Origin of the sequence: Psychromonas sp. (genome assembly GCF_047632955.1) — a bacterium.
Classification (GTDB): domain Bacteria; phylum Pseudomonadota; class Gammaproteobacteria; order Enterobacterales; family Psychromonadaceae; genus Psychromonas.
This window is the reverse complement of record NZ_JBLIED010000048.1, coordinates 1-22,652: the sequence shown is the minus strand read 5'-3', so window position 1 is coordinate 22,652 and position 22,652 is coordinate 1. Positions and strand designations below refer to the sequence as shown.

The following is a 22,652-nucleotide window of genomic DNA, read 5'->3' as shown; positions in this document are numbered from 1 at the left end:
GCTCATAGGTCAGTTGTTTATATGTTTTCATTGTTGCATCTCTTGCCGGAGAAAAAGCGATTAGCATATATTCAGCTGACCGCTTTTTCTACCTATTCAAGTTATGCACTTATTATTTGAATCCAAGCCTTTTAATATGCGCAGTGAAAAACTTTTAGTTAAATTAGGTTTTGAAAAAGAGGGCGTTGCTAAATCATATTTAAAAATAGCGGGTTCATGGCAAGATCATGTTTTAACATCAAAAATCAACCCGAGTCAGATTGGTAAATAACAAGTTCTGCACTGGATAGTTAATTTTTTCTCAATAAAAAGATTGGCTGTCCAGCCGTTGCGTTTAGTATTTAGCCCGGCGTAATATTTTTTAATGTGTATTAATTTAGTTTCGAGCCTCGAGCTTTCAGCCTTCGATCGCATTTCAATAACTATTATTAGGATAAACAACATGAAATTTAAGGGAATTTTATTTGATTTAGACGGCACGCTTATTGACTCTCTAGCGGTCGTGGATCGCGCTTGGAGGAGTTGGGCTAAACGTAATGCATTAGATGCTGAACATGTGATGCAGGTGATCCACGGTCGTCCAGCTCGTGAATCTGTTATGGAACTGCTTAAAGGGGCAGATGCACTCAAAATAGAGCAGGAATTTTCCTGGTTAGAGCGTTATGAATCCGAGGATACCCAAGGCGTATATGCATTACCCGGAGCCGTTGCGCTGTTAAATCAGCTTAATACGTTACAGATACCCTGGGCAATTGTGACATCGGGCACCTTGCCCGTGGCAAGCGCTCGTATCAAAGCTTCGGGGTTACCAGCGCCTAAGGTTTTAATCACTCCTGAACAGGTAAAAAAAGGTAAACCGGATCCTGAACCCTTTTTACTGGGAGCGGAAAAACTCGGCTTTGCTGCTCGTCACTGTCTGGTCTTTGAAGATGCTCCCGCAGGGGTAAAAGCCGGTCATTTGGCAAATTGTGCAGTGATTGCCTTGCTGACCCATTTTAAGCCGAAGCAATTACCTGGTGCACAGTACTATATTGACTCATTAGAGGAGCTACTGATCCAAGAAAATGAGGGCGAATTTAGATTAAGTTTTACGCGTTAAAATAGGTCTATTTGAGAGGGGCTGTGAGCCATCATTTAGCTCATTACTAGGCTCCGTTGAGCCATAGGGGCTGCTCGAATATTCAGCTAAAAATGATATCCGCAATACCCTGTATCAAAAACGAATTTAGGTGTATGGTTTAATTATAAGCAATCTAAGGAGTTAAATGATGAAACATAATGTTGGTAGTCTTGATCGTTCCCTGCGTATTATTGTTGGACTTGTTGTTATTGCTGCGGGGGTCTATTTTCAGAGCTGGTGGGGCGCCGTGGGATTAATTCCGCTGTTAACCGGCAGCATCGGCTGGTGCCCGGCTTATTTACCTTTTGGCATATCGAGCTGTGCTTCCGTTAAAGATCAGAAGTGAATACTGACTTAGGGGGTGCTGAATAAGCATCTCCAAGCACCTAAAAGGCCTGATCTTTAACTTTGAGGGCTAAATATTTTAGTACGTGTTTATTGCTTAAGGGGGTGTAAAAAGAATTTGATGGGTTATCTTCTAATGTGTAAAGCAAACTGAATAATATAAGTACCTTCCCGTCAATATTAAAACACCCTGAACAACTTTTTATCTTTCTTTATTTGGCTGTTCAAAGAGCATGACTCGCGCAGCTAAAAAACTGTATTTCGGTTTCTCTTTCTTCAGTCGCCCTTGATAAAATACCCAAAGTAAAATTTAAATCAAACGCTTACAGGGCATTTATTTGTCTTGTTTTTATTTAGCCCGGTGGAATACCGGGCTAAATTATTTTACTTAATTATAAATTTCACATCTTGATCGCGTAGTAGATAAAGTGCAAAACACGCTGCCCACATTGGCCAGGCTGCAAAAAATAGTAAATTATTAAAGCCATCAATATATAGTGCGTATGCCAGTAATGTAGATGCACCATGCATTATAAATATCAAACCATAAGTAATGCGTTTCTTGATACCAGCCATAAAAGCAAGCACTAACAGTAATTGTAATCCGCCGCTAACATAAGCCATGATATCGGTTGATCCGCTAAAACCATAAAATGCTTCCAATATGCGTGCACTGTGACCTGGATTTACAAACTTATCCAGTGTCCACATTAACATTACGATAAAGACACCTAAGCGTAATGAAAAAAGAGACCATTGAAGACGGTTATTTAGATCCGATGAAAAAGATTGTGACATTTAAATTCCTTAAAAGGAGGGGTTGTTATAGAGTTTAACAAGACCCTTTCTTTTTCATTTTTATTGCACGGATTTTAAGTTTTTTCAATCAAGTCTTTGATTGTTAATTGAGTAATTGAGTAATTGAGTAATTGAGCTTCTAGCTTCTAGCCTCAAGCTTCTAGCCAGTAAACTTTCCTTTCGGCGTTCAAACGTTTTAGCCTTCCAGTTTTGTTTAGGTCTTTGCTTGCTGTGGTGGGTTTAACTTTGTATAGAAGCAAACTGTTGATACCATTCAACTTCACTGATTAAATCTTTCGTCGATTCTAATTGGTCAATAAAAGTTAAGCCATTCAAATGATCTAATTCATGCTGAAAAATACGGGCAATAAATCCCGTTAATTGTTTTTGCTGCTCATTACCTTGCTGGTCAAAATATCGTACGGTGATCTGACTATGCCTTGGGACTAAACCGCGCATACTAGGCACACTTAAACAACCTTCCCAGTCTTTTACCTTGTCACTGGAATAATGCAATATTTCCGGATTAATGATCGCTGTTGGTACCATTAATGGCGCGTCCGGGTAACGAACATTGGGTTTAGAGCACATAATAAAAATGCGCATACTATGATAAATTTGTGGTGCGGCAATACCGACACCACCGGATTCTGATACCGCCAACATCATTTGCTCAATTAATTGCTGGCATTCATCGGCCAGTATATTTTCAACCTCAGCCGCTCTTTGCCTCAATACCGAATGGCCTAATTGAGCAATGGAATATGTCTTACTTTTAGCTTGATTCATTTCGCTTTAGTCTTTTATCTTAATCGTTACTTCAATATTTTTACTGTCGCCAGCAAACCATTTTTGAACGTAGATAGATCCTAAAACAGGTGGAGACCCGTTTTCTGGTAGTTCTTTGTAGCGAATACTGTTTTTATTTTGCTTTTCAAATTCGAATTTAATTACTTTCTCAGACACAACTAGTTCACCTTTATTTAACGTTTCACTGCATTGTATAAGTGTTCATAAATAAATTCTAGTGTTCAAGGATTGTCAGTCAGATATCTACTTAACCGATGGCTGATAAACGTCTTGCTCAATCAGGTGGCCACTTTTATTGCAGATTATATGAACACTTGGTGCACAAGTTCCGCATACTTGATATTTTAACTTGTTGAAAATCATAAGTTAATTTTTTATGGCCTATATTTGTGGAGGTCTTAATAGATGCAAATGCATCATTTATCAACATTAAATATCAATTTACAATCATGCCTTGGGTCTATCTAACTGCTTTATAAGTCTGTTGTCATATCATTATTAAAAATAAATGAAATTTAAATGTGTATTAGTGAGAATGCAGATTAATACATTATTAGGCAGGAGAATACGTGATCAAACCTCATGATAAAAAGGAAGTAGCTGACGACGTTAGGAAAATCAAACTGTCGGTATATTTTACACTTCAGCATTTTTTACCTGCTTAGTATTTACTAATACTCAATTAAAACAATTCGATATAAGTATGGCACGTTTTTTGCTTTATAATATTTGAGCTCAATTTTTAACTTAAAGGGAATTTAAAATGAAATACACGTTTACAAAGAACAAGGGATTTAAAATGAAATGCTCGTTTACAAAGTTGTTGGCATTTGCGACCATTCTGGCCGTCTCAAGTACTGCTAATGCGACTCTGGTGCTCGACATTACTGACGCGGGAGGCAGCCAGACGCTATGGACTTTCTCAGGATCTGACACTATTGATAGCGGCGGGACAACGTCCAGAAATGGCTTCTGGTTCGACGAGAACAACACTAGCGGTTTTGATTCACTAGCGTCTTTTGGGGCCATCACCCCGACCTCTAATACCTTTTCTGGAGATGTTGCTGGCAATTCATTGTCTTTGCATGACCTTTACCTTGACACCAATAGATTCGGAGTCAGAACCTCTACTAGTCCAGGTTGGGATAACGGAGACTTAATCTCTTGGAGCGGTTCTTTTATGCTTAATGTGTCATTGTCTAACTTTAGTACAGGGACTTTTACCGGAAACACGATTGGCACGTCTGGTGACTTTCAGGTCATGCGTGAAGGTTTCGAATTTCGAGTCGGTCAGGTAGCAGTGCCTGAACCAGCATCCCTAGCATTACTAGCATTGGGCTTGGCCGGGATTGGGTTTTCACGAAAAAAGAAAGCCGCTTAATATAATATCTCGTACCAGTAAAAAGCCCAGTTAATCTGGGTTTTTTATACCTGTATTTTTAGTCTTGCAATACAGAATCAAAATCAAAATCAAATAAAAATCAAAATCAATAGAAATTCCCATAAAGTATACATTGTAGTACTTTCCACAGAACGGAAGAATGCTGCTTCGAAATGGGCTATGGGGTCTCCCATCTGCTTTTTTATCATAAGAAAGTAAGCGTTGTAGCCATGCGATTTTGTATGACTACTGCTCTTGGTTTTATAAGCCTCAGTAATTATTTAGTGCCAATATTAATCCAGTTCTTTGCAGATTTTTGTGCAACTTAACAGGTCTATGGTTCGGTTTTATTCAAACAGTTATGGCTTTAACCTTGGGCATATTTTTTTACAAAAAATTAAATGGTATCGTTCAAGGCTCAATCAGGTCTGATGGTTTTACCAACCCCATGTATAACTCATGAACGATGTCAAATTCTTAATGGCTGTAGGGTCAAGTCTTTCATTTTGTATTATCTTGTTTTTTTACCCACGGCTAAAATACGACTTACTGATGAATTATGTATTTTAAAATAGCCGTCAATCTATTTGATTATGTAACCACCTGATTGATAAGATTTGACGATAGCCTCATCGCGAGTCTTTGACTATGCAAAAAAGGCTAGCTGTTTGGTCAGAAAAAGATCTCTTTTTACTCTGCTAGCAGTTGATATCTAGGCAAAATTAACTTTTTTCGGCATTTTGTAAAAAACAAACGAATAGCCCATATACCGAATGTCTTCGATCATTTTTTCAGCAGAGCCGAGGCATGTTGATTCAGCTTTCTACGGCGGATTTTTATACACAATAACCGCCACTCATAAAAATTTGATGATAAAAAAAAGCGGTTTACCCCAAGCTTGATTGGTTTACAGACTAAAAAAGGATACTCTCCACTTTTTATTATATTAAGTGTGGTAAATGCTTCTTTCTGATCGTTTTATAGTACAGCATCAACATATGCTGCATATTGCACGTGTTGTTATCGCCTGTACTATTGCTCTCGTTATTATTCGTGTTTTTAATTTTCCTCACTCAAACTGGGCTCTGATCACCATTATTGTGATAATGGGTCCTATCTCCTATCTCGGATCAGTATTAACTAAAGCCAATCAACGCTTAGGTGGAACCATTATTGGTGCCGGTCTTGGGCTGGCACTTTTCCTGCTGCCTGCGGGATACATGATGCTGCATGACTTTCTGTTACTGTTAATACTCGCAATGTCCATGTATGCGGTAAAAGGTAAGTACTCATATGCTGCGGTTTTAGTCGCTTTAACACTGTTTTTAGTCGCCGGAGGGGGGAGTGGTGATATTGCCGTTGCCGAGTGGCGAGCGATTAATGTTATTTGGGGATCGTTATTAAGCATTATCTGCAGCCGACTTTTTTTCCCATCAAGGGCACTGATCCACTTCCAATTACTGGTCACTGAATTTTTACAGTTAAGCAGTGACTATTATCTAATGCACAATAAATACCTGCATAGCAATGTACAATTAAATGATCACAGTATAAAGTTTTTAAGTATTAACTTGGCAAAACAACGTGCACTAATGGTCCATATTTACAAAGAGTGGAAGGGTGACGACCAGGAAATTACCGATATTGTCGTTATGGAACGACGCGTTCTAAGCGTTTTAGAAACCTTAATTAATCGAGACTGGCACAGTCAAAATGCCATTCAAACAATCAAAGAAAATCCACAGCTGATCAAAGCGACCGGGCAGCTGTTTGATAGAATAAACAAACTAAGCATGCAGGTTGATAATGGGGAGGTAGAGCAGTTATTAACAAATGATATCCGTTTACTGGCAATTACCTATGAAACTTTTAGCTCCCTTGATAACAGTGAAAATATGAATAACTTTAATTTCTTTGGTTATTTATGGTTAAATCATGAGTTAGCCCATCATATTTCCTCTATTTCATTCAATTTAAGTAAAGTCTTTAATCGTGAACATTTTCAAATAAAAAAACACCCTATAGATGATTAATACAGTGCGACTCGTTTCTGGTTTTTTTGAATACCAATCCGATTATCGTTCTCTGCCATCGTGTTATAAAAGGTATAGCAAGATCAGAAATTATGCTCAGGGCATGGACCGAAAATTGAGCTATTGTGTAGTGAAGGGATAAAAATAGAAGATAATAAGGTAGTTGATTTTAATGCTATCCGCTTCAAGTTCATTTCTGAATAAATGATTTATAAGAAAAGAGAAGCAGGTCGTGCTCCTCTTTTAATTAAAGATATAACAGTTAAGGCGTTACATCTCGAACTAAACGTACCCAGTTATCAATTGAGATGTAATCCGATGCCATCTCTGAGGCCTGTTCAAAATCACTCGGGTTACCGGCTTTAGGATCACTTCGCTGAGCACCAGCACCATGCCAATCAAAAAATTCCGTTGCATCGGAGTTTTTCTTACTCCACGCCTGCGCAAAAGAAACATAATCAGCTGTCCATTTAAAGTCACCTTGAGTTGTGCTGGACCAAAAATAGTAAGCATCTTCAGGTGACTCAAATGAGGTCAATGTCGTATTAAAGTAGTCGGTATTAATCGCCGGAAATGTCGTTTTATCGTAATCAACAAGACTTTGCAGCTCTTTTGAGTTGGGTAATCGCCAGTCATTATGCCCTGCTAATTGGGATTTTTCTGCATATTCTAAGGCTTCAACCCAATCCATTTTTGTGCCGCTATCATTTTTCGCCCACATTAAAGCGGTCGATTTATCCGTCACCGTATCATCTGAATTATCAACATATTCCATATTATAAAGTGCTGTTGTGCCTCTTACCGCACGCACGAAACAGCCGGGAACAAACATCCCGTCACTTTTTTGAATCGTTGTTCCATCAAAAAACAAACCTGTTTCGTAAGATTTAATATGACCATCAGAGAAATTAAAACCAAATCCACCCTGTATTCCACCGTGTTTAGTAAAGTTTTGAACATCATTCTTTACATAAACAGTGCTTGACCAGAACTGACCGGCAAAGGCTAATCTTTCATCATATTGGTATTCGAAATAATCGGTATCTATATAGGGTTTACTAACACCTTGATCACCTGGTTTAATAAGTTGCCCATCGAAATCGGCAATGGAGTACAGCTCTTTTATTGTTGGCACTCGCCAATCCGAATGCCCCGCTAAGGTCATGCTTTTAACATAATCTGTCGAGTCTTGCAGATTGCGACGGGTAAAGTCATGGGCTTGCTGCCAGGTTAGCCCGGTATTTAAATCTGTGACAGTGCCGTCACCATTATCCTGATAGCGTAATGCATTACCCTGAATGGATGCATCCTGACCTGTGTATAGGCTGGACTCAGAAGCCGCCATTTTATTACCATCGATATCGTATTGAACAGATTGCCCGGTATCGGGTAATACTGGCTGAGTAACCTTAACAGCTGCTGGATTGACTTTAACAACCGCAGGAGTGAGCTTAACGGTTGATTCTTTAGTTGCACAACCGGACAATGCTACGGGTAAGACTAAAGCTGATAACACAGCTGCGCTTATAAAAGATGTTTTCTGGTTCATCTAAGTTAACCTCGAATGTTAATGTAAAAAAATATTGGTATAACTTACTCTGAAATAAAGAGGAGATCGTCCATTTGGCGTAGTTTGGACGTTTTTTATGAATTTTTCATAGGAATTGCAAAATATCTTCTTATAGCGAAAGTCTCACTCCTTAATCAGCTAACTTGTAAGACAAAAAAGTGCAGATTAAAATAGGAGCTATAAAATAAAGCGGAGTATATAAATTGTTGCTAGCAGAAGATATTGCCTGGGAAATCAGCATTATTGGTTTGACTCTTTGTATTTTTAGTTTAACCAATATAGCGACTCAGTCTCGTAAGCGGCGAACAGATATTCTTCTCTGTTGCTGGTTAATTATTCTTGTTCTTCCTCTCATCCATGCTGTGCTGGCTCACCTTGAACTCTCTTTTCCGCTGTTTATAATGTATACCAATCCAGCCGTGAACTTAATACAGGGGCCTTTGCTGTACTGTTATGTATTGCTATTAATCCGTGAGAAGGAAAGGTTTCAACCCTTCGACCTTTTGCATCTGTTACCTTTTACGCTATTTTATGCGCTCTTTATATCAGCTTCATATACCGCGCCCATGCTTCCCAACCCTGAGCAAATGAGTATGCCCATCACCGCAATGGGAGAAGCCTCTTATTTTATGACTATATCTAAACCTCTTATGATCAATTTTGGTTTAGTGCATACCTTTTTCTTTTTTAGCTATTCAATATTAACGGTGGTTCTATTAGTTAAACACCAGAAAAGGATCGGTGTGTTCTTTTCTCAGAACGACAATCAAATTAACTTGAAATGGATCTATCTGTTACCAACTTCATTCGCTTTTTTAGTACTGATCAACATCGCCAATGAAAATAATGCGGCATTTTCTACCCTGATTAGCCCACTAACGTTACATCTGCTTTCCTATTTATCATTTATCATTTTACTCTGCTTTTTTGGTGTAAAGCAGAAACCGGTTTTCAATTTTGATAAACCTGTGAAGCAAAATCCAACCTCTATTCCAGAGAAAAAAACTCGACAATCAGCCCAATTAGTAAAGACCGACAGAAATGAGCTTAAGCAAAATGAACCGGTTTGTGAAGATACGCCAGAAACTTCCAACACAATGATAAACGAAGCATTACTATCTGAAATCATAACTAAGATGCAGTTCCATATGGAAAACGATAAACCCTATCTGGAAGCTGAGTTCTCCGTTTATCACCTTGCTAAGACGCTGAATATACCAAGGCGCACATTATCTTATGTATTAAACAACGGCCTCTCTAAAAATTTTTTCCAATACGTTAATGAGCACCGGGTTGAAGAGGTTAAAATACGCTTAAAAAGTCAAGAGAGTAAACAATCAACCCTATTGGATATTGCTTTCGAGTCGGGTTTTAAGTCAAAATCAAGTTTTAACAGCCTTTTTAAACAATACTGTCATGTCACGCCTTCTCAGTATCGGAAAATGATTCAAGAAAAGAAAACCCCCGCTAAAAACGATCTATATGAAAACTGAAGAGAAGACCAAGGCATATAATTCACTCGGTCAAAAATATTTTCTATTGTGTAACTCCACAAATACACCATCATCTTTGGTGATAATGTGTATTTTTGATTAACCTGTTTTTCAAGAAAAACATTGACTGTTCAGCCTTTCGGTTTGTATGAATATAACTCCAACGTCATATAAACAAAAGCAATCATCGATCTGCCTTGCTCAATAGTGGCAGACTCATAGTTTGAATTTTGTGCAAACAATTTAGTAATAGACGGAAAATTTATGACGTGCTCCTCGATGGAGATGGAAAAGGTAATATAGGCAAAAAGTAGATGATCTGTATTTCACCTATAGCGCAGTCTTTGAGTTAAATTAGTGATGTTTTTGCCTGTTTTCAGAGAGCACACCCTATTCAAAATTCACAAATGATATTGAACATTAATTTATATCAGGAAAGGCCGTGAGTAATAAAACGCCATAGATGGACAACCAGCAAGATGATAATAGCGAGCGTTTAGAGCTTGTTATTAACGCTACCGGCGTGGGTATATGGGATTGGCAGATTCAAACCGGGGAATTAACATTTAATAAACGCTGGGCAGACATTATTGGTCATAGCGTTGATGAATTATATCCTATTCAATTTGATACCTGGTCTAATAACCTTCACCCCTATGATTTAAAAAAAGCCAAAAGTCTACTCGCACAACATTTTAATGGTGAACTCGAGTTTTATGAAGTTGATGTGCGCATGAAGCATAAATATATGTAGGTACTGGCTTCGGGGAAACTAGTCGAAAGGGATGACCTAGGTAAGCCAAAGCGAATGATCGGTACGCACTTAGATATTACGGAAAGAAAGAATAACGAAGAACGAATGATTGTAACCAGTGAGTTGTTAAATGAATCACAGCAGTTGGGGCAGTTAGGGGGATGGAGATTAGATTTAAAAACAGGTGATTTTTTTGGACCGATCAAACCTACCGCATACATGAAACGTCCCCATAAGAATTTAATCCTACGGTCGATGCCGGTGTCGATTATTTTTATCCGAGTCTAAAAAGATTATTTGTAAGGTTCTAGATGAGGCAATCTATAATGGAATAGGCTATGACCTTGAGCTACAAACCTATACCGGCAAGGGTAGAACAATAGATGTCAGAACGACATCTATTGTTACGCAGGAAGACGGCGTCGCCGTTCGCCTAACGAGTTTTTTCAAGATATTAGTGATCAGAAAGCCAATCGGAGAAAATTAGAAAAAAATAATCTTGATTTGGAGAATGCAACACTAAAACTATCCGCGCATTACGAGCCGTTAACCAGATTATCTAACCGAAGTTTATCAGCCGACAGGATTCAGCAGGCGGTGGTAAAAAGCCTGCGTAATAAGAAATTTGTGGCCATTGTGTTTATTGATTTGGTTGGATTTAAAATTATTAATAACAGTCAAGGCCATAATGTGGGTGATGAATTATTGAAAAAAGTTGCGCACCAATTAAAGCATGTGCTGCGAGAGGCAGGTACTTTATCTCGCATTGACCGCGATGAATTTGTGGTCGTCATTGGCAATTTATCAGCTCCTGGCGACAGCAAGTCGGTAGTGTTGCGTATGCTTGACTCGGTTTCTGCTACACTTGTGGTTCAAAAAAAATTATTGAAGATTTCAGTCATTATAGGGATTACCTTTTATCCGCTAGACAGTGTCAGCCCTGATCAGTGTTAAGGTATGCGGATCAGGCTATGTATATGGCTAAGCAGCAAGGGAAAAATAGCAGTTATATTTTTGATATAGAAAAAGATGTGACACTAAAACACCATAATGAATAATTATAAAGGATAGTCGAAGCTAATTCGCTGGAATCATCCAGACAGGGGCTTGCTCCCGTTCTATTTTTACCCGCGGTTAAGCATGATATATTAGATATTGAAATAGGAAAGTGGGCGATCAAGACTGCCTTTAAGCTGTCACAAATCTGGCTATCTTCGGGAAATGATATTCCAATCAGCGTGAATATCAGTTCCTTGCATTTATAGCACGCTGAATTCGTGAGTGAATTGAAGGAGATGCTTGTTCAGCATACTAATCTTAAGCCTGGAAGTTTTGAGTTTTAAATTATAGAAAGCAGCGTACTGCAAGACATCGGCTTAGTTTCAAAAGTGATGGAAGATCGTAACCAGCTCGGAGTAGGTTTTTCAATTGATGATTTTGTACAGGTTATTCTTTATTAACGTATTTAAAGCGTTTACCCGCCGAGACGTTAAACATAGATCAATCATTCGTCAGAGACATGCTAATAGATGCGGATGATAAAGCCGTTATTCAAGGTATCATTGAATTAGCAAAAGTATTTCATCTTAAGGTGATTGCAGAAGGGGGTGAAACGCCTCAGTATGGATAATTATTGATCTCTAGGGGCTGCTATTTTGCACCGGGCAATGGTATCCCGAAACCTATGCCTGAAAACGACATATCAATTTGGTTAGTTAAATAGGGATAAAATCTCTGCCTAGTTGGTGGCCGGGATTAATAGGAAATTTATCGATTTCCAGTACATTTTGCAGGTTAAAACCCATGCTAGTTTGGTGATTTATTTTGTAATTAGAACATCTGGTTACTGTAATAAAGAGTTTTCTTTCATGGGCTTTCCGGTACCTAAATAGATCACCTGATATAAGTATAACAACCAATAACACCTCAACCTATCAATGAGTTAGATAACGCGTTTCAAACGTCAAGCTATAAAGAGTAAGCGTATGAAAATAATAAACCAACAATATAAAAACATCCAAGAGTTGCGTGAAAATCTCGATTTATCAGCGATTAATGTTGAACAAACCCTCATACAAATATTCAGCGGTTTTATTTTAAAAGAGGAAATCCAAGCGATACAACAAATTTTCGAAGAAAAAAATAATAAGGCAACATTTATCGGTACTACCACTGCCGGTGAGATTTTTGCAGGTCGAACAGCCAAAAAAAGTATCGTTGTTTCAATCACTGAATTTGAACAGACTCGAGTAAATCATTATCATTTCTGCAATGACAGTGATTTGCAATTAGGTATTGGAATAGCGCAATCAATGAATCAGGCTGATATCAAAGCCGGCATTCTTTTTCTCAGCGGTTTAACCCTTAATGCTACCCGTGTTGTTGAGGGGATCCGTAGCGTCAATGCAACTTTACCTATTGCCGGAGGCGTAGCAGGTGATAATGGTTTTTTAAAAGAAACCTTTGTTTTTAATCAACAATCAATTTATAACAAAGGGGCTGTTGTGGTTGCATTAAACAGTCAAATACTTCGAGTGTTCAATGATTATCAGTTAGGTTGGCAGCCGATAGGGCCGGTAATGACGGTAACAAAAATAGAAGAAAACCGTCTCTATGAGCTTGATGGCATTTCTGTCGAGAAAGTTTACCGGAAATATTTTGGCGATCGCATTGCCGATAAATTACCGTTTTCCGCTACTGAGTTTCCGCTCATAACAAATGACGAAGGAATGCAGTTCTGCCATATATTCACGCATAAATATGCTGATGGTTCAATGCAAATAGCGGCTAATTTTGCAACAGGAGACAACGTTAGGTTTTCATTTGGAAACGTTGATTTAATTATTGAGCGATCCAAAGCGGCCATTAAAGAGTATGAAAAATTAAAACCTGAAGTTATTTTTAATTTTAGCTGCATTTGTAGAAGCACCTTTTTACAAACAAAAGTCTCCTTAGAACTTGAACATTTTAATTTTATTGCCCCAACCTGTGGTTTTTTCACCTATGGTGAGTTTTTTCAAAAAAACAATAATTTATATCTATTAAATAATTCATTAACGGTTTTAGGGCTTTCTGAAAATAAAATACAAACTCAAGTCAATGACCTTGAAGAGTATAAAAATTATAATGTCTATGATAATAAACATTTTATGATTTTGGATGCATTAACGCATTTAACCAATAGGGTCATCGCGGATCTAGAAGCCAGTAACAGTGAACTGAAAGCAATCCAAAATAAATTAAAAGAGCAGGCGAATCGAGATTACCTTACAAATCTTTATAATCGGCGATATTTTAATGAGATAGCAAATGATTTTATTGAACTGTCAATTAGAGATAAAAAACCTATTAGTATCATTATGTTAGACATTGATAATTTCAAACAGATTAATGATAAATATGGGCACGCCGTGGGTGATGAAATACTTAAATCGCTGGCCTTGATATTGCTTAACAGTACCAGAAGCAGTGATGTTGTGTCTAGATTTGGTGGCGAAGAGTTTACTATTCTGTTGCCTTTAACCGACATTCACTCTGCATTTAAATTGGCAGAAAAATTAAGGTTGGCGGTGCAAAATACTCAACTATCATGTAATTTTGTCATTAATGTCACCATCAGTTTAGGCGTCAGTCAATTTGATGTAAAAAATGATAAAAGTATATTAGAAGCCTTGGAAAGGGGTGATAACGGGTTGTATCAAGCCAAAGATAATGGTCGAAATAAAGTTGCAATGATCTGATTTTTTGACTTGGCATTTTTTCGATAAAAAATCGAAGCGCAGTGTCATAGTTCGAGGGAATCCTGCTCTTTCACCCGTATTGATGGAGGCAGGCCTTTAATCATTATATTTAAAATTAAAGGCCTGCCGCAAAAATAACTTGTTTGCGCTTACGGTATCTGCGCCACATTGTCAGTGACAAAGGGACGATCACGTACAATAAACCACAAAAAGCCACCGCTAAAACCGACCACGGCCTGAATAGTACCAAGGTTTTTAATGAGACTGTCGGGGTCGAGTGAGACCAGGATCATACCAACCGCACCCATAATCATTCCAAAAAATTGAATAAGCGCTGCAGCTGACCCAGTATCCCCCTGCTGTTGTTCCAACATAAGGTTGGCACCGGGCACGCGCATGATGATTACAGTCACGGTCGCCGGCGCAACGGTAAATGCGAACAGCCATGGCGATAAATGCCCAAAGGCAAAGATAATCAGACCGCAACACATCATCAGTGCGAAACAGCAGGAAACAATATTTTGTGTCGAGACGTAATTGGAAATTCTTATATAGAGCGTCGGGCCAATAATGGCAAACAGGGCATTAAATGCAAAAATAAAGCTGAACTCCTGCTCGGTTAGTCCAAATCCATCAATATAGATATAGGAAGCAACAGCCAGAAAAGACATTATTGACATAGACGCCATAGAGAAGATAACCAGCAGGGTGACAAAATTCGGATTTTTTAAAACCACTGCCAGTCTTCCCCAAGAACGCAGCATAGATCCCGAATACTTTTGTTCAAGCGTTTCCTGATATAAACATGCAAAAATGCTTGATATCCCTCCAAATATTGCCAGAACAACAAATATCATCTGCCATGATGATACTTTTAATAAAAACGCCCCCAGCACCGGCGCAATCATAGGTGCAATAATCACCAGTGACATCACCGTTGCCATAATTTTCTCTCTTTCGCGTCCATCATAAAGATCTTTGACAATAGCGGTTGCAACAACAGTGACCGCACTGCCACCAAACGCCTGTAACATACGAGAAAATATTAAAAATTCAATATTCATAGAAAATGCACAGAGAATACTGCAAATAATATAGATACCAAGGCCAGTGAGCAGAATGGGTTTACGGCCGAATTTTTCACTTAAAGGCCCCCAAAAAAGCAGGCCTGCAGCATAAGTGATAAAATAAACAGTGAGCGTCAGATTGACCATGCTTTGGGTGGTCGCAAAAGTGTCGACCATATGTGGCATCGCCGGCAGATAGATGTCTGTTGTTAACGGGGGAAAGGCACTAATAAGCACTAAAAACAGTAATGTGCCTCTTTTACCTAGAAAAGGTTGCTCTTTTTTCACATTTTTCTCCGGGAATATTGACTCAAGCTTGGTAGTAATAAAGATCTTAGGGTATGCGAAATAGCAATGCCAGATAAATTAATGATATTAAATGATTTCTTATAAAATGACTCATATCTTCTCTATCGGCTTGTTGGCAAATTAAAGTGCTTCTATGCTTCATTTAGCATAAAAAAACATTGAGTCATCGTTTTGGCAGGTTAAATTTGTATAACGCCAAAATATATCAGGCTGAAAGGGATCAATATGAACATAAATAATAGAAGGTCGATTTGTATCCTGATAACCGTTTTAATCGCTCTCATATCAGGGTGTGCCGGACAACGTACTGCAACAAAAAGTAGCGTTGTAGATTATCTATACCCGCAGGCGTCGAAAACCGTCGTACAACCCTCAATACCAACACTTAATATCCCTATAAAAGTAGGAATCGCTTTTGTACCAGAGCAGTCCTCAAGGTCTCGAGGAGTCAATATGTGGTCAGGTGTTGCGGGCGGCAGTGCACTGACAGAAATCCATAAATCAAACCTCCTTGAGAAAGTGGCGAATAACTTTAGAGGGCTTGATTTCGTCAGTGATATAGAAGTTATTCCATCTGCATACCTGACGGCGGGCGGTGGTTTTGCAAACCTTGAACAAATAAGAACAATCTATGGAATTGATGTGGTAGCCCTGGTTTCATACGATCAGGTGCAATTTACCGATGAGGGTTTATGGTCATTAACCTACTGGACTCTGGTTGGTGCATATGTGGTTTCAGGTGAGAAAAATGATACAAGCACTATGTTGGATACTGCGGTGTATGACATTCAGAGTCAGAAAATGCTCTTTAGAGCGCCTGGCACCAGTAATGTAAAAGGCCGATCAACCCCGGTAAACTTGAGCGAAGAGTTACGACAGGACAGTATTAAAAGCTTTGAACAAGCAACCGACAAGATGGTTGTAAATCTCAATGCACAGTTACAAAAATTCAAAGAGAAAATTAAACAAAACCTGGAACAGGTTAAAGTGGTTCACCGGGAAGGTTATTCAGGTGGCGGCGCTACTGACCCCTTTACAATGCTCATTTTGATGCTTTTGGCGGGTGTTTTATATCGCCTTAGAAGAAGGGCATTAAACTCTGCTTCTTTATCTTGATTGTACTGCTGGCGTATGAAATCTGGAAAAGAAAAAAGGCGCGATTGGGCATTACCTCAAGAAAATCAACATAGACATGGATGTTAGCGACGCGCTGAACTGAGTCGCTAAACATAGCAACTAAATATAAACTACCGTGGATTATATTGTCAGCAGACAGGCTGATAAATGCCTTAAAGCATAGCTCTGTGAAGTAAATGACTAACAAAGTGTGATTTTTTACTAGAGGGACGTTAGACTATTGGCCCGAAGTGAGGACGACCTCACCGCGATAACATTGATTGGGGACGACCCCTTTATGTTAAAGGGGAAATAAAATGGCTTGGGTACTTCTTGTTATTGCAGGACTGTTCGAGACCGGTTGGGCGATCGGTTTGAAATACACTGAAGGTTTTACCAGATTGTGGCCTAGTATTGGGACGATTTTGGCGATGATTATCAGTCTTTGGCTGTTGGGCATTGCGCTCAAGTCACTGCCGGTCGGCACCGCTTACAGCATCTGGGTGGGGATCGGCGCCGTCGGTACCGTGATCCTTGGAATAGTACTGTTTGAAGATCCCGCCACTGTGGGGCGGCTGTTAAGCGTTGCGTTTATCGTAATCGGTATCATCGGTTTAAAACTTGTCTCACCGGCCTAACAAAAATAGCAGGTAGAAACAGCTCATTTATTATCATTAATTTGAGCTGTTTCTTAGTTCATCTTTACGTCCATTTTTATTGAAATGAACGACGTGAATTAGGGTAGTAAATCACTCAATTTATGTCCTCCACTTTATAGTGATCTTAAATAGCTTTAAATTTCTGGCAAATAAAATCAATTAATACTTTTAATCGTGCGGGCTGATAACGATTGTGGTGATAAAGCAGAAAAAGTGGTACGTCAGGCGAATGCCACTGTTGTTCAGGAGACATAGATATCAATGCGGGTGCCAGCATATTGTCATTAATCTCACCTTCACAATACAATTTGGGTAAACGTACAATCCCATTGCCATTCTTGGCTGCATTAATTAATGCGCGTCCACTTTTACAACTAAAGTTGCCTTTGACATTGATCTCTAAGTCATTAGTTGGCGCATTGTTGTGTTGTACTGATTTTTGATGAAAGCGCCAACGTTTGATACTGCCGGTTAAGCAATTATGTTGTTCAAGATCTTTGGGGTGTTTAATGGCAGGGTGCTTGGCTAAATAATCAGGACTGGCTAAAACTTGCACCTTAATATCAGTGAGCTTTCTCGCTACTAATCCTGAATCTTCTAATTCCCCCATACGCACGACTAAATCAAAGGCTTCTGAAATCAAGTCAACACGCGGGCTGCTAAAATCCAACACAACATCAATATCAGGATACTGTAAATTAAAATCACTGATAATGTTCGCCAATATATCCTCTCCAATTGCTCCGCCGACACAGTTTACACAAATGCTTCCTTGCAGTTGCTGGGTATCATCCTTAACGGCAATTACGGCTTGGTCAATGCTTTGTAATGAAGTAAGGCATTGCTGAAAAAATTGTTCCCCAATCGGCGTAAGGCGCTGCGCTCGGGTGGTACGGATAATAAGTTGTACGCCCAGTTGTTGTTCGAGTTGGGCCAGTTGGCGAGATACATGGGCACGCGATGACTGTAATACTTCTGCTGCTTTGGTGAAGCTACCTTGCTGTGCAATGCAAACAAAAGCGCGAATGTCAGCAAGAGAAGAACTACTTTGCATATTTGACCTATTGGGTAAATTCAAACGAATCTAATTGTAGCTTAAAGCGTAACAGTTATGTTCTTTATTGTGTATATATCAACAATAGCCATTTCTATATACTCTCTTCATCCACTCAGGAGCGCTTAGATCTAATGCTAATCGCTAAGATTAAAGCCACTGAGTATGCAGCTTAATAGTTGCAGTTTAATATTAAATTTTATCAATAGAGAGAGTATATAATGAAAAAATTAGTTGTGATCACAGGTGCAAGTTCAGGTATTGGTGAAGCTGCGGCAAAGCGTTTAAGCGCGGCTGGTCATCCATTATTATTAGTAGCTCGTCGTATTGAAAAACTGGACGCGCTAGACCTGCCAAACTGCTTATGTGAAAAAGTAGACTTAACAGTACATGCCCAGTTCCATGCTGCACTTGCTAAAGCAGAAGCGCTATACGGTCCTGCTGATTTATTAGTGAACAACGCTGGCATGATGTTACTAGGTCAAATTGAGACTCAGCCTGCGGAAGAATTCAAAACAATGTTCGACGTTAATGTCATTGCATTATTAAACGGTATGCAGGCTGTTTTAGCGCCAATGAAAGCACGTAACAGGGGGACCATTATTAACATCAGTTCAGTTGCGGGTCGTAAAACATTCGGCGCTCACGCAGCTTACTGTGGTACTAAATTTGCGGTACACGCTATCACGGAAAATGTCCGTGAAGAAGTTGCTACATCAGATGTGCGAGTGATCACTATTGCGCCGGGTGCTGTTGAAACTGAATTGTTGTCACACACAACATCAGCAGAAATTAAAGCGGGTTACCAAGAGTGGAAAGCAACAATGGGTGATATTCTTGCACCCGATGATGTTGCACGTTCAATTGAATTTGCTTATGCACAACCACAAAATGTATGTATTCGTGAAATTGTAATAGCAAGTACACGTCAACAACCTTAGTTCATACATACGCACCGTCAACGTGCCAATTTATCGGCTAAACAGCTTTTCTGTTATTGATAAAATCAATATCTGCAGGGATTTTGGTCGACTGTTTGCTTATCTCATAAAGTCTGAATCTGAAAACCACGCCCGAAGGGCGTGATTGTAGTTTTTAATAGAGCAGTGAAATGCCATTTTTATCAAACAGATGGGTTTTCTCGGGATCGGTTTTAAGGTAAATCACCTCCCCTTTGTGTTTGCTGATAATGCCCGGCAATTTAACCACTAACGGCTGTTTTGACTCATTGCTATCAAGATGTAGCAAGGTTACTTCACCTAATGATTCGACAAAGATAATTTTACCCGACAGCATACAGCTGCCTTCATCGGCCAAACGGAAATCTTCCGGACGCACCCCAACCGTCAGGGTTTGATTTTCAATCTCCTTCGAGCTGACAATAGGAATATCAAACTCATTACCATTTTTGGTTTTAATACGTGTAACTTGTCCTGCCCGCAGCGACTCAGCATTAAAGATATTCATTGCCGGCGAACCGATAAACTGCGCGACAAACAGATTAGCCGGTTTGCCGTATAGCTCCAGTGGTGTACCCACTTGCTCAATTTTCCCGGCCGACAGCACCACAATGCGGTCCGCCAGTGTCATCGCCTCGACCTGATCATGGGTGACATAGATCATAGTGGTGTCTTTGAGGCTATCTTTTAAATTAGCAATTTCAATGCGCGTTTGTACCCGCAGTGCCGCATCAAGATTGGAAAGGGGTTCATCAAATAGAAATACTTTTGGATTACGCACAATAGCTCGGCCAATCGCCACCCGTTGGCGTTGCCCGCCGGAGAGGGCTTTGGGTAAACGATATAAATAATCGGTTAATTGCAACATCGTAGCCGCACTCGTCACGCGCTTTTCGATCGTGGCCTTGTCCTCTTTGGCAATGCGCATGGAAAAGGCCATGTTGTCATAAACCGTCATATGCGGGTATAACGCATAGGATTGAAAGACCATGGCGATTCCGCGCATCGCCGAGGGGATATCATTGACATTCGCACCTTCAATAAAAAGATCGCCACTGGTTATATCTTCAAGACCTGCAATCATGCGCAACAGTGTTGATTTACCGCAGCCCGAGGGCCCAACAAAGACGATAAATTCACCCAATCCAATATCTAAATCAATGCCGTGTAAAACCTCTGTTTTACCATAGGCCTTTTTAATATTTTTTAATGTTAAACCAGTCAAACGAGTCATATCATGTCCTTAAATTCTTATTATTTTACTGAGCCGGAAAGTAATCCGCGAACGAGGTAACGCTGCAATGTCCAGAACACGGTTAACGGCACGGCAATGGAAACAAAGGCGGATGCGGTTAATATTTCCCAGTTACCTCCTCTTGAGCCCAGTAACTCTCTTAAGCGGCCCGTTAATACCAATTCATGTTCGCCGTTACCAAGAAATACCATAGCGACCAACAGATCATTCCATACCCAAAGGAATTGGAAAATGGCAAAAGAAGCGAGTGCCGGAAATGACAGGGGCAGTATAATTTTGACAAAAATTTCAAAGTCATTGGCACCATCAACACGAGCCGATTCGATGATCTCTTTGGGTAGACCTGAAATATAATTTCTTAATAAATAAATTGCCAAGGGTAAACCAAACCCGGTATGCGCAAGCCAAATGCCGAGATAGCTTTTGGCGCTAACGCCAAAGAGGTCTCCTATGGTGTTGTAAAGCTGTAACAGTGGAATCAAAGACATCTGCAGGGGCACGACCAACAAACCCACCACCAGAGCAATTAATACCCCTCGCCCGGGTAACCGCATCCAGGACAGTGCATAGGCGGCAAAGGCGGCGATTAAAATCGGAATAATAGTGGCTGGTATGGTCACCGTCAGTGAATTAATAAATGACTGGCCAATCCCTTCCGAGCCTAATACTTCCTTATAATTACTTAGCGTGAATTTAGGCGAAGCTAATGCCGTGTAAAAGATGCGATTGCCGCGACTGCCCTTAAAAGGGGTAGGCGATGCCATGCTATATTTACCATCGCTGGCAACGGTTAAGGTGCCGCCGTCTCTCATCTTCGCAACTGTTCCTGCTACATAGGCTTCCGGCTCCATTGATGTCCAGCCAAAGCGTAAAATTTCATTCTTAGGATTAAAATCCTCAATTTGTCCGGATAAAACATACTGACCATCAAGTAACACTTGTTGATCCGGGCCATCTGTTCTGCCAATTAAGTTTTGTTCCGAGGAAGACAGTGCTTCCCACCAGCCACTTACCGCCAGTTGATCTTTATCGCGGAAAGAAGATATCAACAATCCCGCTGTGGGAAATGTCCATAACAGCACTAGAAACAATACACTCAGGTGCACCAACAGCATGAGTGGTGAACGCCTGAGGTGTTTCAACCCCTTCATGACAGGATTAGACTTGTTACTGGGTATAGATTGCATGATTAACGTCCCTCCATTTGTGCATTTGCCTGTCTAACATTCCAAACCATTACAGGAATAACCGCAATCATTATAATCACCGCTATCGCCGCACCGCGGCCAAAATCACCACCGCCCCTAAACATCCAGTCAAACATCATGTTGGCTAAAACTTGTGTGTCCCATTGACCATTGGTCATGGCTAAAACGATATCAAAGACTTTAAGGACTAAAATAGTAATAGTCGTCCAGACCACGGCAATCGATCCCCAAATTTGCGGAATAAGAATTTTGAAGAAAATCTGTATGCCATTGGCCCCATCTAATACTGCAGCTTCCACGGTTTCCTCGGGAATACCACGCAGTGCAGCCGATAAAATTACCATTGCAAAACCGGTTTGGATCCAAATCAAAATCACCATTAATAAAATATCATTCCAAAATGGTATGGTTATCCAGGCTTGCGGCGTGCCGCCAAAATACTCAACTACCGCATTAAGCAGACCAATTTGGTCTGAGCCTTCGGCGCGGTAATCATAAACAAACTTCCAGATAATTGAAGCGCCGATAAAGGAGATCGCCATGGGCATAAAAATAAGACTTTTGGCAATATTTCCCCAGCGAATGCGGTCGGTGAGCGCCGCAATAATTAAACCAAAAAACGTGGATAATGCAGGAACAATTAATAACCACATTACGTTATTGATTAAACTTTCAAGAAATTCATTGTCATTAAATAGCCATTGATAATTCGCTAATCCAACAAAATCCTCACCATTTCGGCCATGTAATGACAAAAGCACTGAATCAAAAACAGGATAAACAAGGTATAACCCAAGAAAAAACAGGGCGGGACCTAAAAACAACCAAGGCCGAATGGACGCTGCCCGGCGAATGTTATGTGCCATTTTTTCATTGGAGACATGATTAATTGGGAAGATCACACCCAACAACCAGTTACTGCCAAAAAAATAAAAAACACAACCAAAAACGCCCAGTAGCACGGCCAGTAAGGAGTAAGTT

23 protein-coding genes are annotated in these 22,652 nt (G+C 39.8%); 14 read left to right on the top strand and 9 right to left on the bottom strand.

Going from position 1 to position 22,652, the window contains the following annotated elements; all coding sequences use genetic code 11:
• The first annotated feature begins 136 nt into the window (after positions 1–136).
• The 3 genes from ACJAZP_RS17820 to ACJAZP_RS17810 all read left to right on the top strand — a co-directional run bounded on the left by ACJAZP_RS17820 (position 137) and on the right by ACJAZP_RS17810 (position 1,466).
• The gene (locus ACJAZP_RS17820; RefSeq protein WP_415232094.1) at positions 137–271 is read left to right on the top strand and encodes a hypothetical protein; all 135 of its coding nucleotides are present in this window, start codon (positions 137–139) and stop codon (positions 269–271) included.
• Between the two features lie 171 nt (positions 272–442).
• Positions 443–1,099, top strand: a complete 657-nt coding sequence (locus ACJAZP_RS17815; protein ID WP_415232093.1) for an HAD-IA family hydrolase — start codon at positions 443–445, stop codon at positions 1,097–1,099.
• A gap of 166 nt (positions 1,100–1,265) precedes the next feature.
• Positions 1,266–1,466 (top strand): DUF2892 domain-containing protein, encoded by a 201-nt coding sequence (locus ACJAZP_RS17810; RefSeq protein ID WP_415232092.1) that lies wholly within the window; start codon positions 1,266–1,268, stop codon positions 1,464–1,466.
• 383 nt (positions 1,467–1,849) lie between these two features.
• Here ACJAZP_RS17810 and ACJAZP_RS17805 read toward each other — a convergent pair whose 3' ends face one another.
• The 3 genes from ACJAZP_RS17805 to ACJAZP_RS17795 all read right to left on the bottom strand — a co-directional run bounded on the left by ACJAZP_RS17805 (position 1,850) and on the right by ACJAZP_RS17795 (position 3,229).
• Positions 1,850–2,263: a hypothetical protein gene (locus ACJAZP_RS17805; RefSeq protein ID WP_415232091.1), complete on the bottom strand. Its 414-nt coding sequence runs from the start codon at positions 2,261–2,263 to the stop codon at positions 1,850–1,852.
• A gap of 240 nt (positions 2,264–2,503) precedes the next feature.
• A complete protein-coding gene (gene def, locus ACJAZP_RS17800; protein ID WP_415232090.1) occupies positions 2,504–3,052 on the bottom strand; it encodes a peptide deformylase in 549 nt (182 codons plus the stop codon).
• 6 nt (positions 3,053–3,058) lie between these two features.
• Positions 3,059–3,229 carry a hypothetical protein gene (locus tag ACJAZP_RS17795; RefSeq protein WP_415232089.1) on the bottom strand — a complete coding sequence of 57 codons (171 nt, stop codon included), beginning with the start codon at positions 3,227–3,229 and terminating at the stop codon, positions 3,059–3,061.
• A 607-nt stretch (positions 3,230–3,836) separates the two neighbouring features.
• On the opposite strand from ACJAZP_RS17795, the gene ACJAZP_RS17790 reads away from it, so the two are divergent.
• Complete coding sequence (locus ACJAZP_RS17790) at positions 3,837–4,454, top strand: PEP-CTERM sorting domain-containing protein (RefSeq protein ID WP_415232088.1); 618 nt, start codon at positions 3,837–3,839, stop codon at positions 4,452–4,454.
• 959 nt (positions 4,455–5,413) lie between these two features.
• Positions 5,414–6,487, top strand: a complete 1,074-nt coding sequence (locus tag ACJAZP_RS17785) for an FUSC family protein (protein ID WP_415232087.1) — start codon at positions 5,414–5,416, stop codon at positions 6,485–6,487.
• 262 nt (positions 6,488–6,749) lie between these two features.
• Here ACJAZP_RS17785 and ACJAZP_RS17780 read toward each other — a convergent pair whose 3' ends face one another.
• The gene (locus ACJAZP_RS17780; protein ID WP_415232086.1) at positions 6,750–8,036 is read right to left on the bottom strand and encodes a DUF1566 domain-containing protein; all 1,287 of its coding nucleotides are present in this window, start codon (positions 8,034–8,036) and stop codon (positions 6,750–6,752) included.
• 224 nt (positions 8,037–8,260) lie between these two features.
• On the opposite strand from ACJAZP_RS17780, the gene ACJAZP_RS17775 reads away from it, so the two are divergent.
• From ACJAZP_RS17775 to ACJAZP_RS17750, 6 genes are all read left to right on the top strand, one after another.
• A complete protein-coding gene (locus ACJAZP_RS17775) occupies positions 8,261–9,550 on the top strand; it encodes a helix-turn-helix domain-containing protein (protein ID WP_415232085.1) in 1,290 nt (429 codons plus the stop codon).
• 463 nt (positions 9,551–10,013) lie between these two features.
• The gene (locus tag ACJAZP_RS17770) at positions 10,014–10,304 is read left to right on the top strand and encodes a PAS domain-containing protein (protein WP_415232084.1); all 291 of its coding nucleotides are present in this window, start codon (positions 10,014–10,016) and stop codon (positions 10,302–10,304) included.
• A gap of 54 nt (positions 10,305–10,358) precedes the next feature.
• Entirely contained in the window at positions 10,359–10,592 is a 234-nt protein-coding gene (locus ACJAZP_RS17765) for a hypothetical protein (protein ID WP_415232083.1), read from the top strand.
• 216 nt (positions 10,593–10,808) lie between these two features.
• Positions 10,809–11,258 carry a diguanylate cyclase domain-containing protein gene (locus ACJAZP_RS17760; protein ID WP_415232082.1) on the top strand — a complete coding sequence of 150 codons (450 nt, stop codon included), beginning with the start codon at positions 10,809–10,811 and terminating at the stop codon, positions 11,256–11,258.
• A 541-nt stretch (positions 11,259–11,799) separates the two neighbouring features.
• A complete protein-coding gene (locus tag ACJAZP_RS17755; protein ID WP_415232095.1) occupies positions 11,800–11,934 on the top strand; it encodes a hypothetical protein in 135 nt (44 codons plus the stop codon).
• 355 nt (positions 11,935–12,289) lie between these two features.
• Positions 12,290–14,044 carry a diguanylate cyclase gene (locus tag ACJAZP_RS17750; protein ID WP_415232081.1) on the top strand — a complete coding sequence of 585 codons (1,755 nt, stop codon included), beginning with the start codon at positions 12,290–12,292 and terminating at the stop codon, positions 14,042–14,044.
• Positions 14,045–14,193: 149 nt separating this feature from the next.
• Here the strand turns inward: ACJAZP_RS17750 and ACJAZP_RS17745 are convergent, their stop codons facing one another.
• Positions 14,194–15,399, bottom strand: coding sequence for a multidrug effflux MFS transporter (locus tag ACJAZP_RS17745; RefSeq protein WP_415232080.1), 1,206 nt, complete (start codon positions 15,397–15,399; stop codon positions 14,194–14,196).
• Positions 15,400–15,645: 246 nt separating this feature from the next.
• On the opposite strand from ACJAZP_RS17745, the gene rhlP reads away from it, so the two are divergent.
• Entirely contained in the window at positions 15,646–16,536 is an 891-nt protein-coding gene (gene rhlP, locus ACJAZP_RS17740) for a rhombotarget lipoprotein (RefSeq protein WP_415232079.1), read from the top strand.
• A gap of 317 nt (positions 16,537–16,853) precedes the next feature.
• Positions 16,854–17,174 (top strand): quaternary ammonium compound efflux SMR transporter SugE, encoded by a 321-nt coding sequence (sugE, locus tag ACJAZP_RS17735; RefSeq protein ID WP_415232078.1) that lies wholly within the window; start codon positions 16,854–16,856, stop codon positions 17,172–17,174.
• 145 nt (positions 17,175–17,319) lie between these two features.
• Here the strand turns inward: sugE and ACJAZP_RS17730 are convergent, their stop codons facing one another.
• A complete protein-coding gene (locus ACJAZP_RS17730; protein ID WP_415232077.1) occupies positions 17,320–18,249 on the bottom strand; it encodes a LysR family transcriptional regulator in 930 nt (309 codons plus the stop codon).
• 221 nt (positions 18,250–18,470) lie between these two features.
• Between ACJAZP_RS17730 and ACJAZP_RS17725 the strand changes: the two genes are divergently transcribed.
• Positions 18,471–19,190 (top strand): SDR family oxidoreductase, encoded by a 720-nt coding sequence (locus tag ACJAZP_RS17725; protein WP_415232076.1) that lies wholly within the window; start codon positions 18,471–18,473, stop codon positions 19,188–19,190.
• Between the two features lie 154 nt (positions 19,191–19,344).
• Here the strand turns inward: ACJAZP_RS17725 and ACJAZP_RS17720 are convergent, their stop codons facing one another.
• The 3 genes from ACJAZP_RS17720 to ACJAZP_RS17710 all read right to left on the bottom strand — a co-directional run.
• Positions 19,345–20,442, bottom strand: coding sequence for an ABC transporter ATP-binding protein (locus ACJAZP_RS17720; protein ID WP_415232075.1), 1,098 nt, complete (start codon positions 20,440–20,442; stop codon positions 19,345–19,347).
• Between the two features lie 20 nt (positions 20,443–20,462).
• Positions 20,463–21,650: a carbohydrate ABC transporter permease gene (locus tag ACJAZP_RS17715; RefSeq protein WP_415232074.1), complete on the bottom strand. Its 1,188-nt coding sequence runs from the start codon at positions 21,648–21,650 to the stop codon at positions 20,463–20,465.
• 2 nt (positions 21,651–21,652) lie between these two features.
• Positions 21,653–22,652, bottom strand: a 1,000-nt coding sequence (locus ACJAZP_RS17710) for a carbohydrate ABC transporter permease (RefSeq protein ID WP_415232073.1), incomplete at its 5' end; no start/stop codon positions are given.

Coding starts and splice junctions, on each gene's coding strand:
- ACJAZP_RS17780 (WP_415232086.1), bottom strand. CDS start 8,036: ATGAACCAGAAAACATCTTTTATAAGCGCAGCTGTGTTATCAGCTTTA.
- def (WP_415232090.1), bottom strand. CDS start 3,052: ATGAATCAAGCTAAAAGTAAGACATATTCCATTGCTCAATTAGGCCAT.
- ACJAZP_RS17720 (WP_415232075.1), bottom strand. CDS start 20,442: ATGACTCGTTTGACTGGTTTAACATTAAAAAATATTAAAAAGGCCTAT.
- ACJAZP_RS17820 (WP_415232094.1), top strand. CDS start 137: ATGCGCAGTGAAAAACTTTTAGTTAAATTAGGTTTTGAAAAAGAGGGC.
- ACJAZP_RS17730 (WP_415232077.1), bottom strand. CDS start 18,249: ATGCAAAGTAGTTCTTCTCTTGCTGACATTCGCGCTTTTGTTTGCATT.
- ACJAZP_RS17725 (WP_415232076.1), top strand. CDS start 18,471: ATGAAAAAATTAGTTGTGATCACAGGTGCAAGTTCAGGTATTGGTGAA.
- ACJAZP_RS17770 (WP_415232084.1), top strand. CDS start 10,014: ATGGACAACCAGCAAGATGATAATAGCGAGCGTTTAGAGCTTGTTATT.
- ACJAZP_RS17750 (WP_415232081.1), top strand. CDS start 12,290: ATGAAAATAATAAACCAACAATATAAAAACATCCAAGAGTTGCGTGAA.
- sugE (WP_415232078.1), top strand. CDS start 16,854: ATGGCTTGGGTACTTCTTGTTATTGCAGGACTGTTCGAGACCGGTTGG.
- ACJAZP_RS17810 (WP_415232092.1), top strand. CDS start 1,266: ATGATGAAACATAATGTTGGTAGTCTTGATCGTTCCCTGCGTATTATT.
- ACJAZP_RS17805 (WP_415232091.1), bottom strand. CDS start 2,263: ATGTCACAATCTTTTTCATCGGATCTAAATAACCGTCTTCAATGGTCT.
- ACJAZP_RS17790 (WP_415232088.1), top strand. CDS start 3,837: ATGAAATACACGTTTACAAAGAACAAGGGATTTAAAATGAAATGCTCG.
- ACJAZP_RS17715 (WP_415232074.1), bottom strand. CDS start 21,650: ATGCAATCTATACCCAGTAACAAGTCTAATCCTGTCATGAAGGGGTTG.
- ACJAZP_RS17765 (WP_415232083.1), top strand. CDS start 10,359: ATGATCGGTACGCACTTAGATATTACGGAAAGAAAGAATAACGAAGAA.
- ACJAZP_RS17815 (WP_415232093.1), top strand. CDS start 443: ATGAAATTTAAGGGAATTTTATTTGATTTAGACGGCACGCTTATTGAC.
- ACJAZP_RS17785 (WP_415232087.1), top strand. CDS start 5,414: ATGCTTCTTTCTGATCGTTTTATAGTACAGCATCAACATATGCTGCAT.
- rhlP (WP_415232079.1), top strand. CDS start 15,646: ATGAACATAAATAATAGAAGGTCGATTTGTATCCTGATAACCGTTTTA.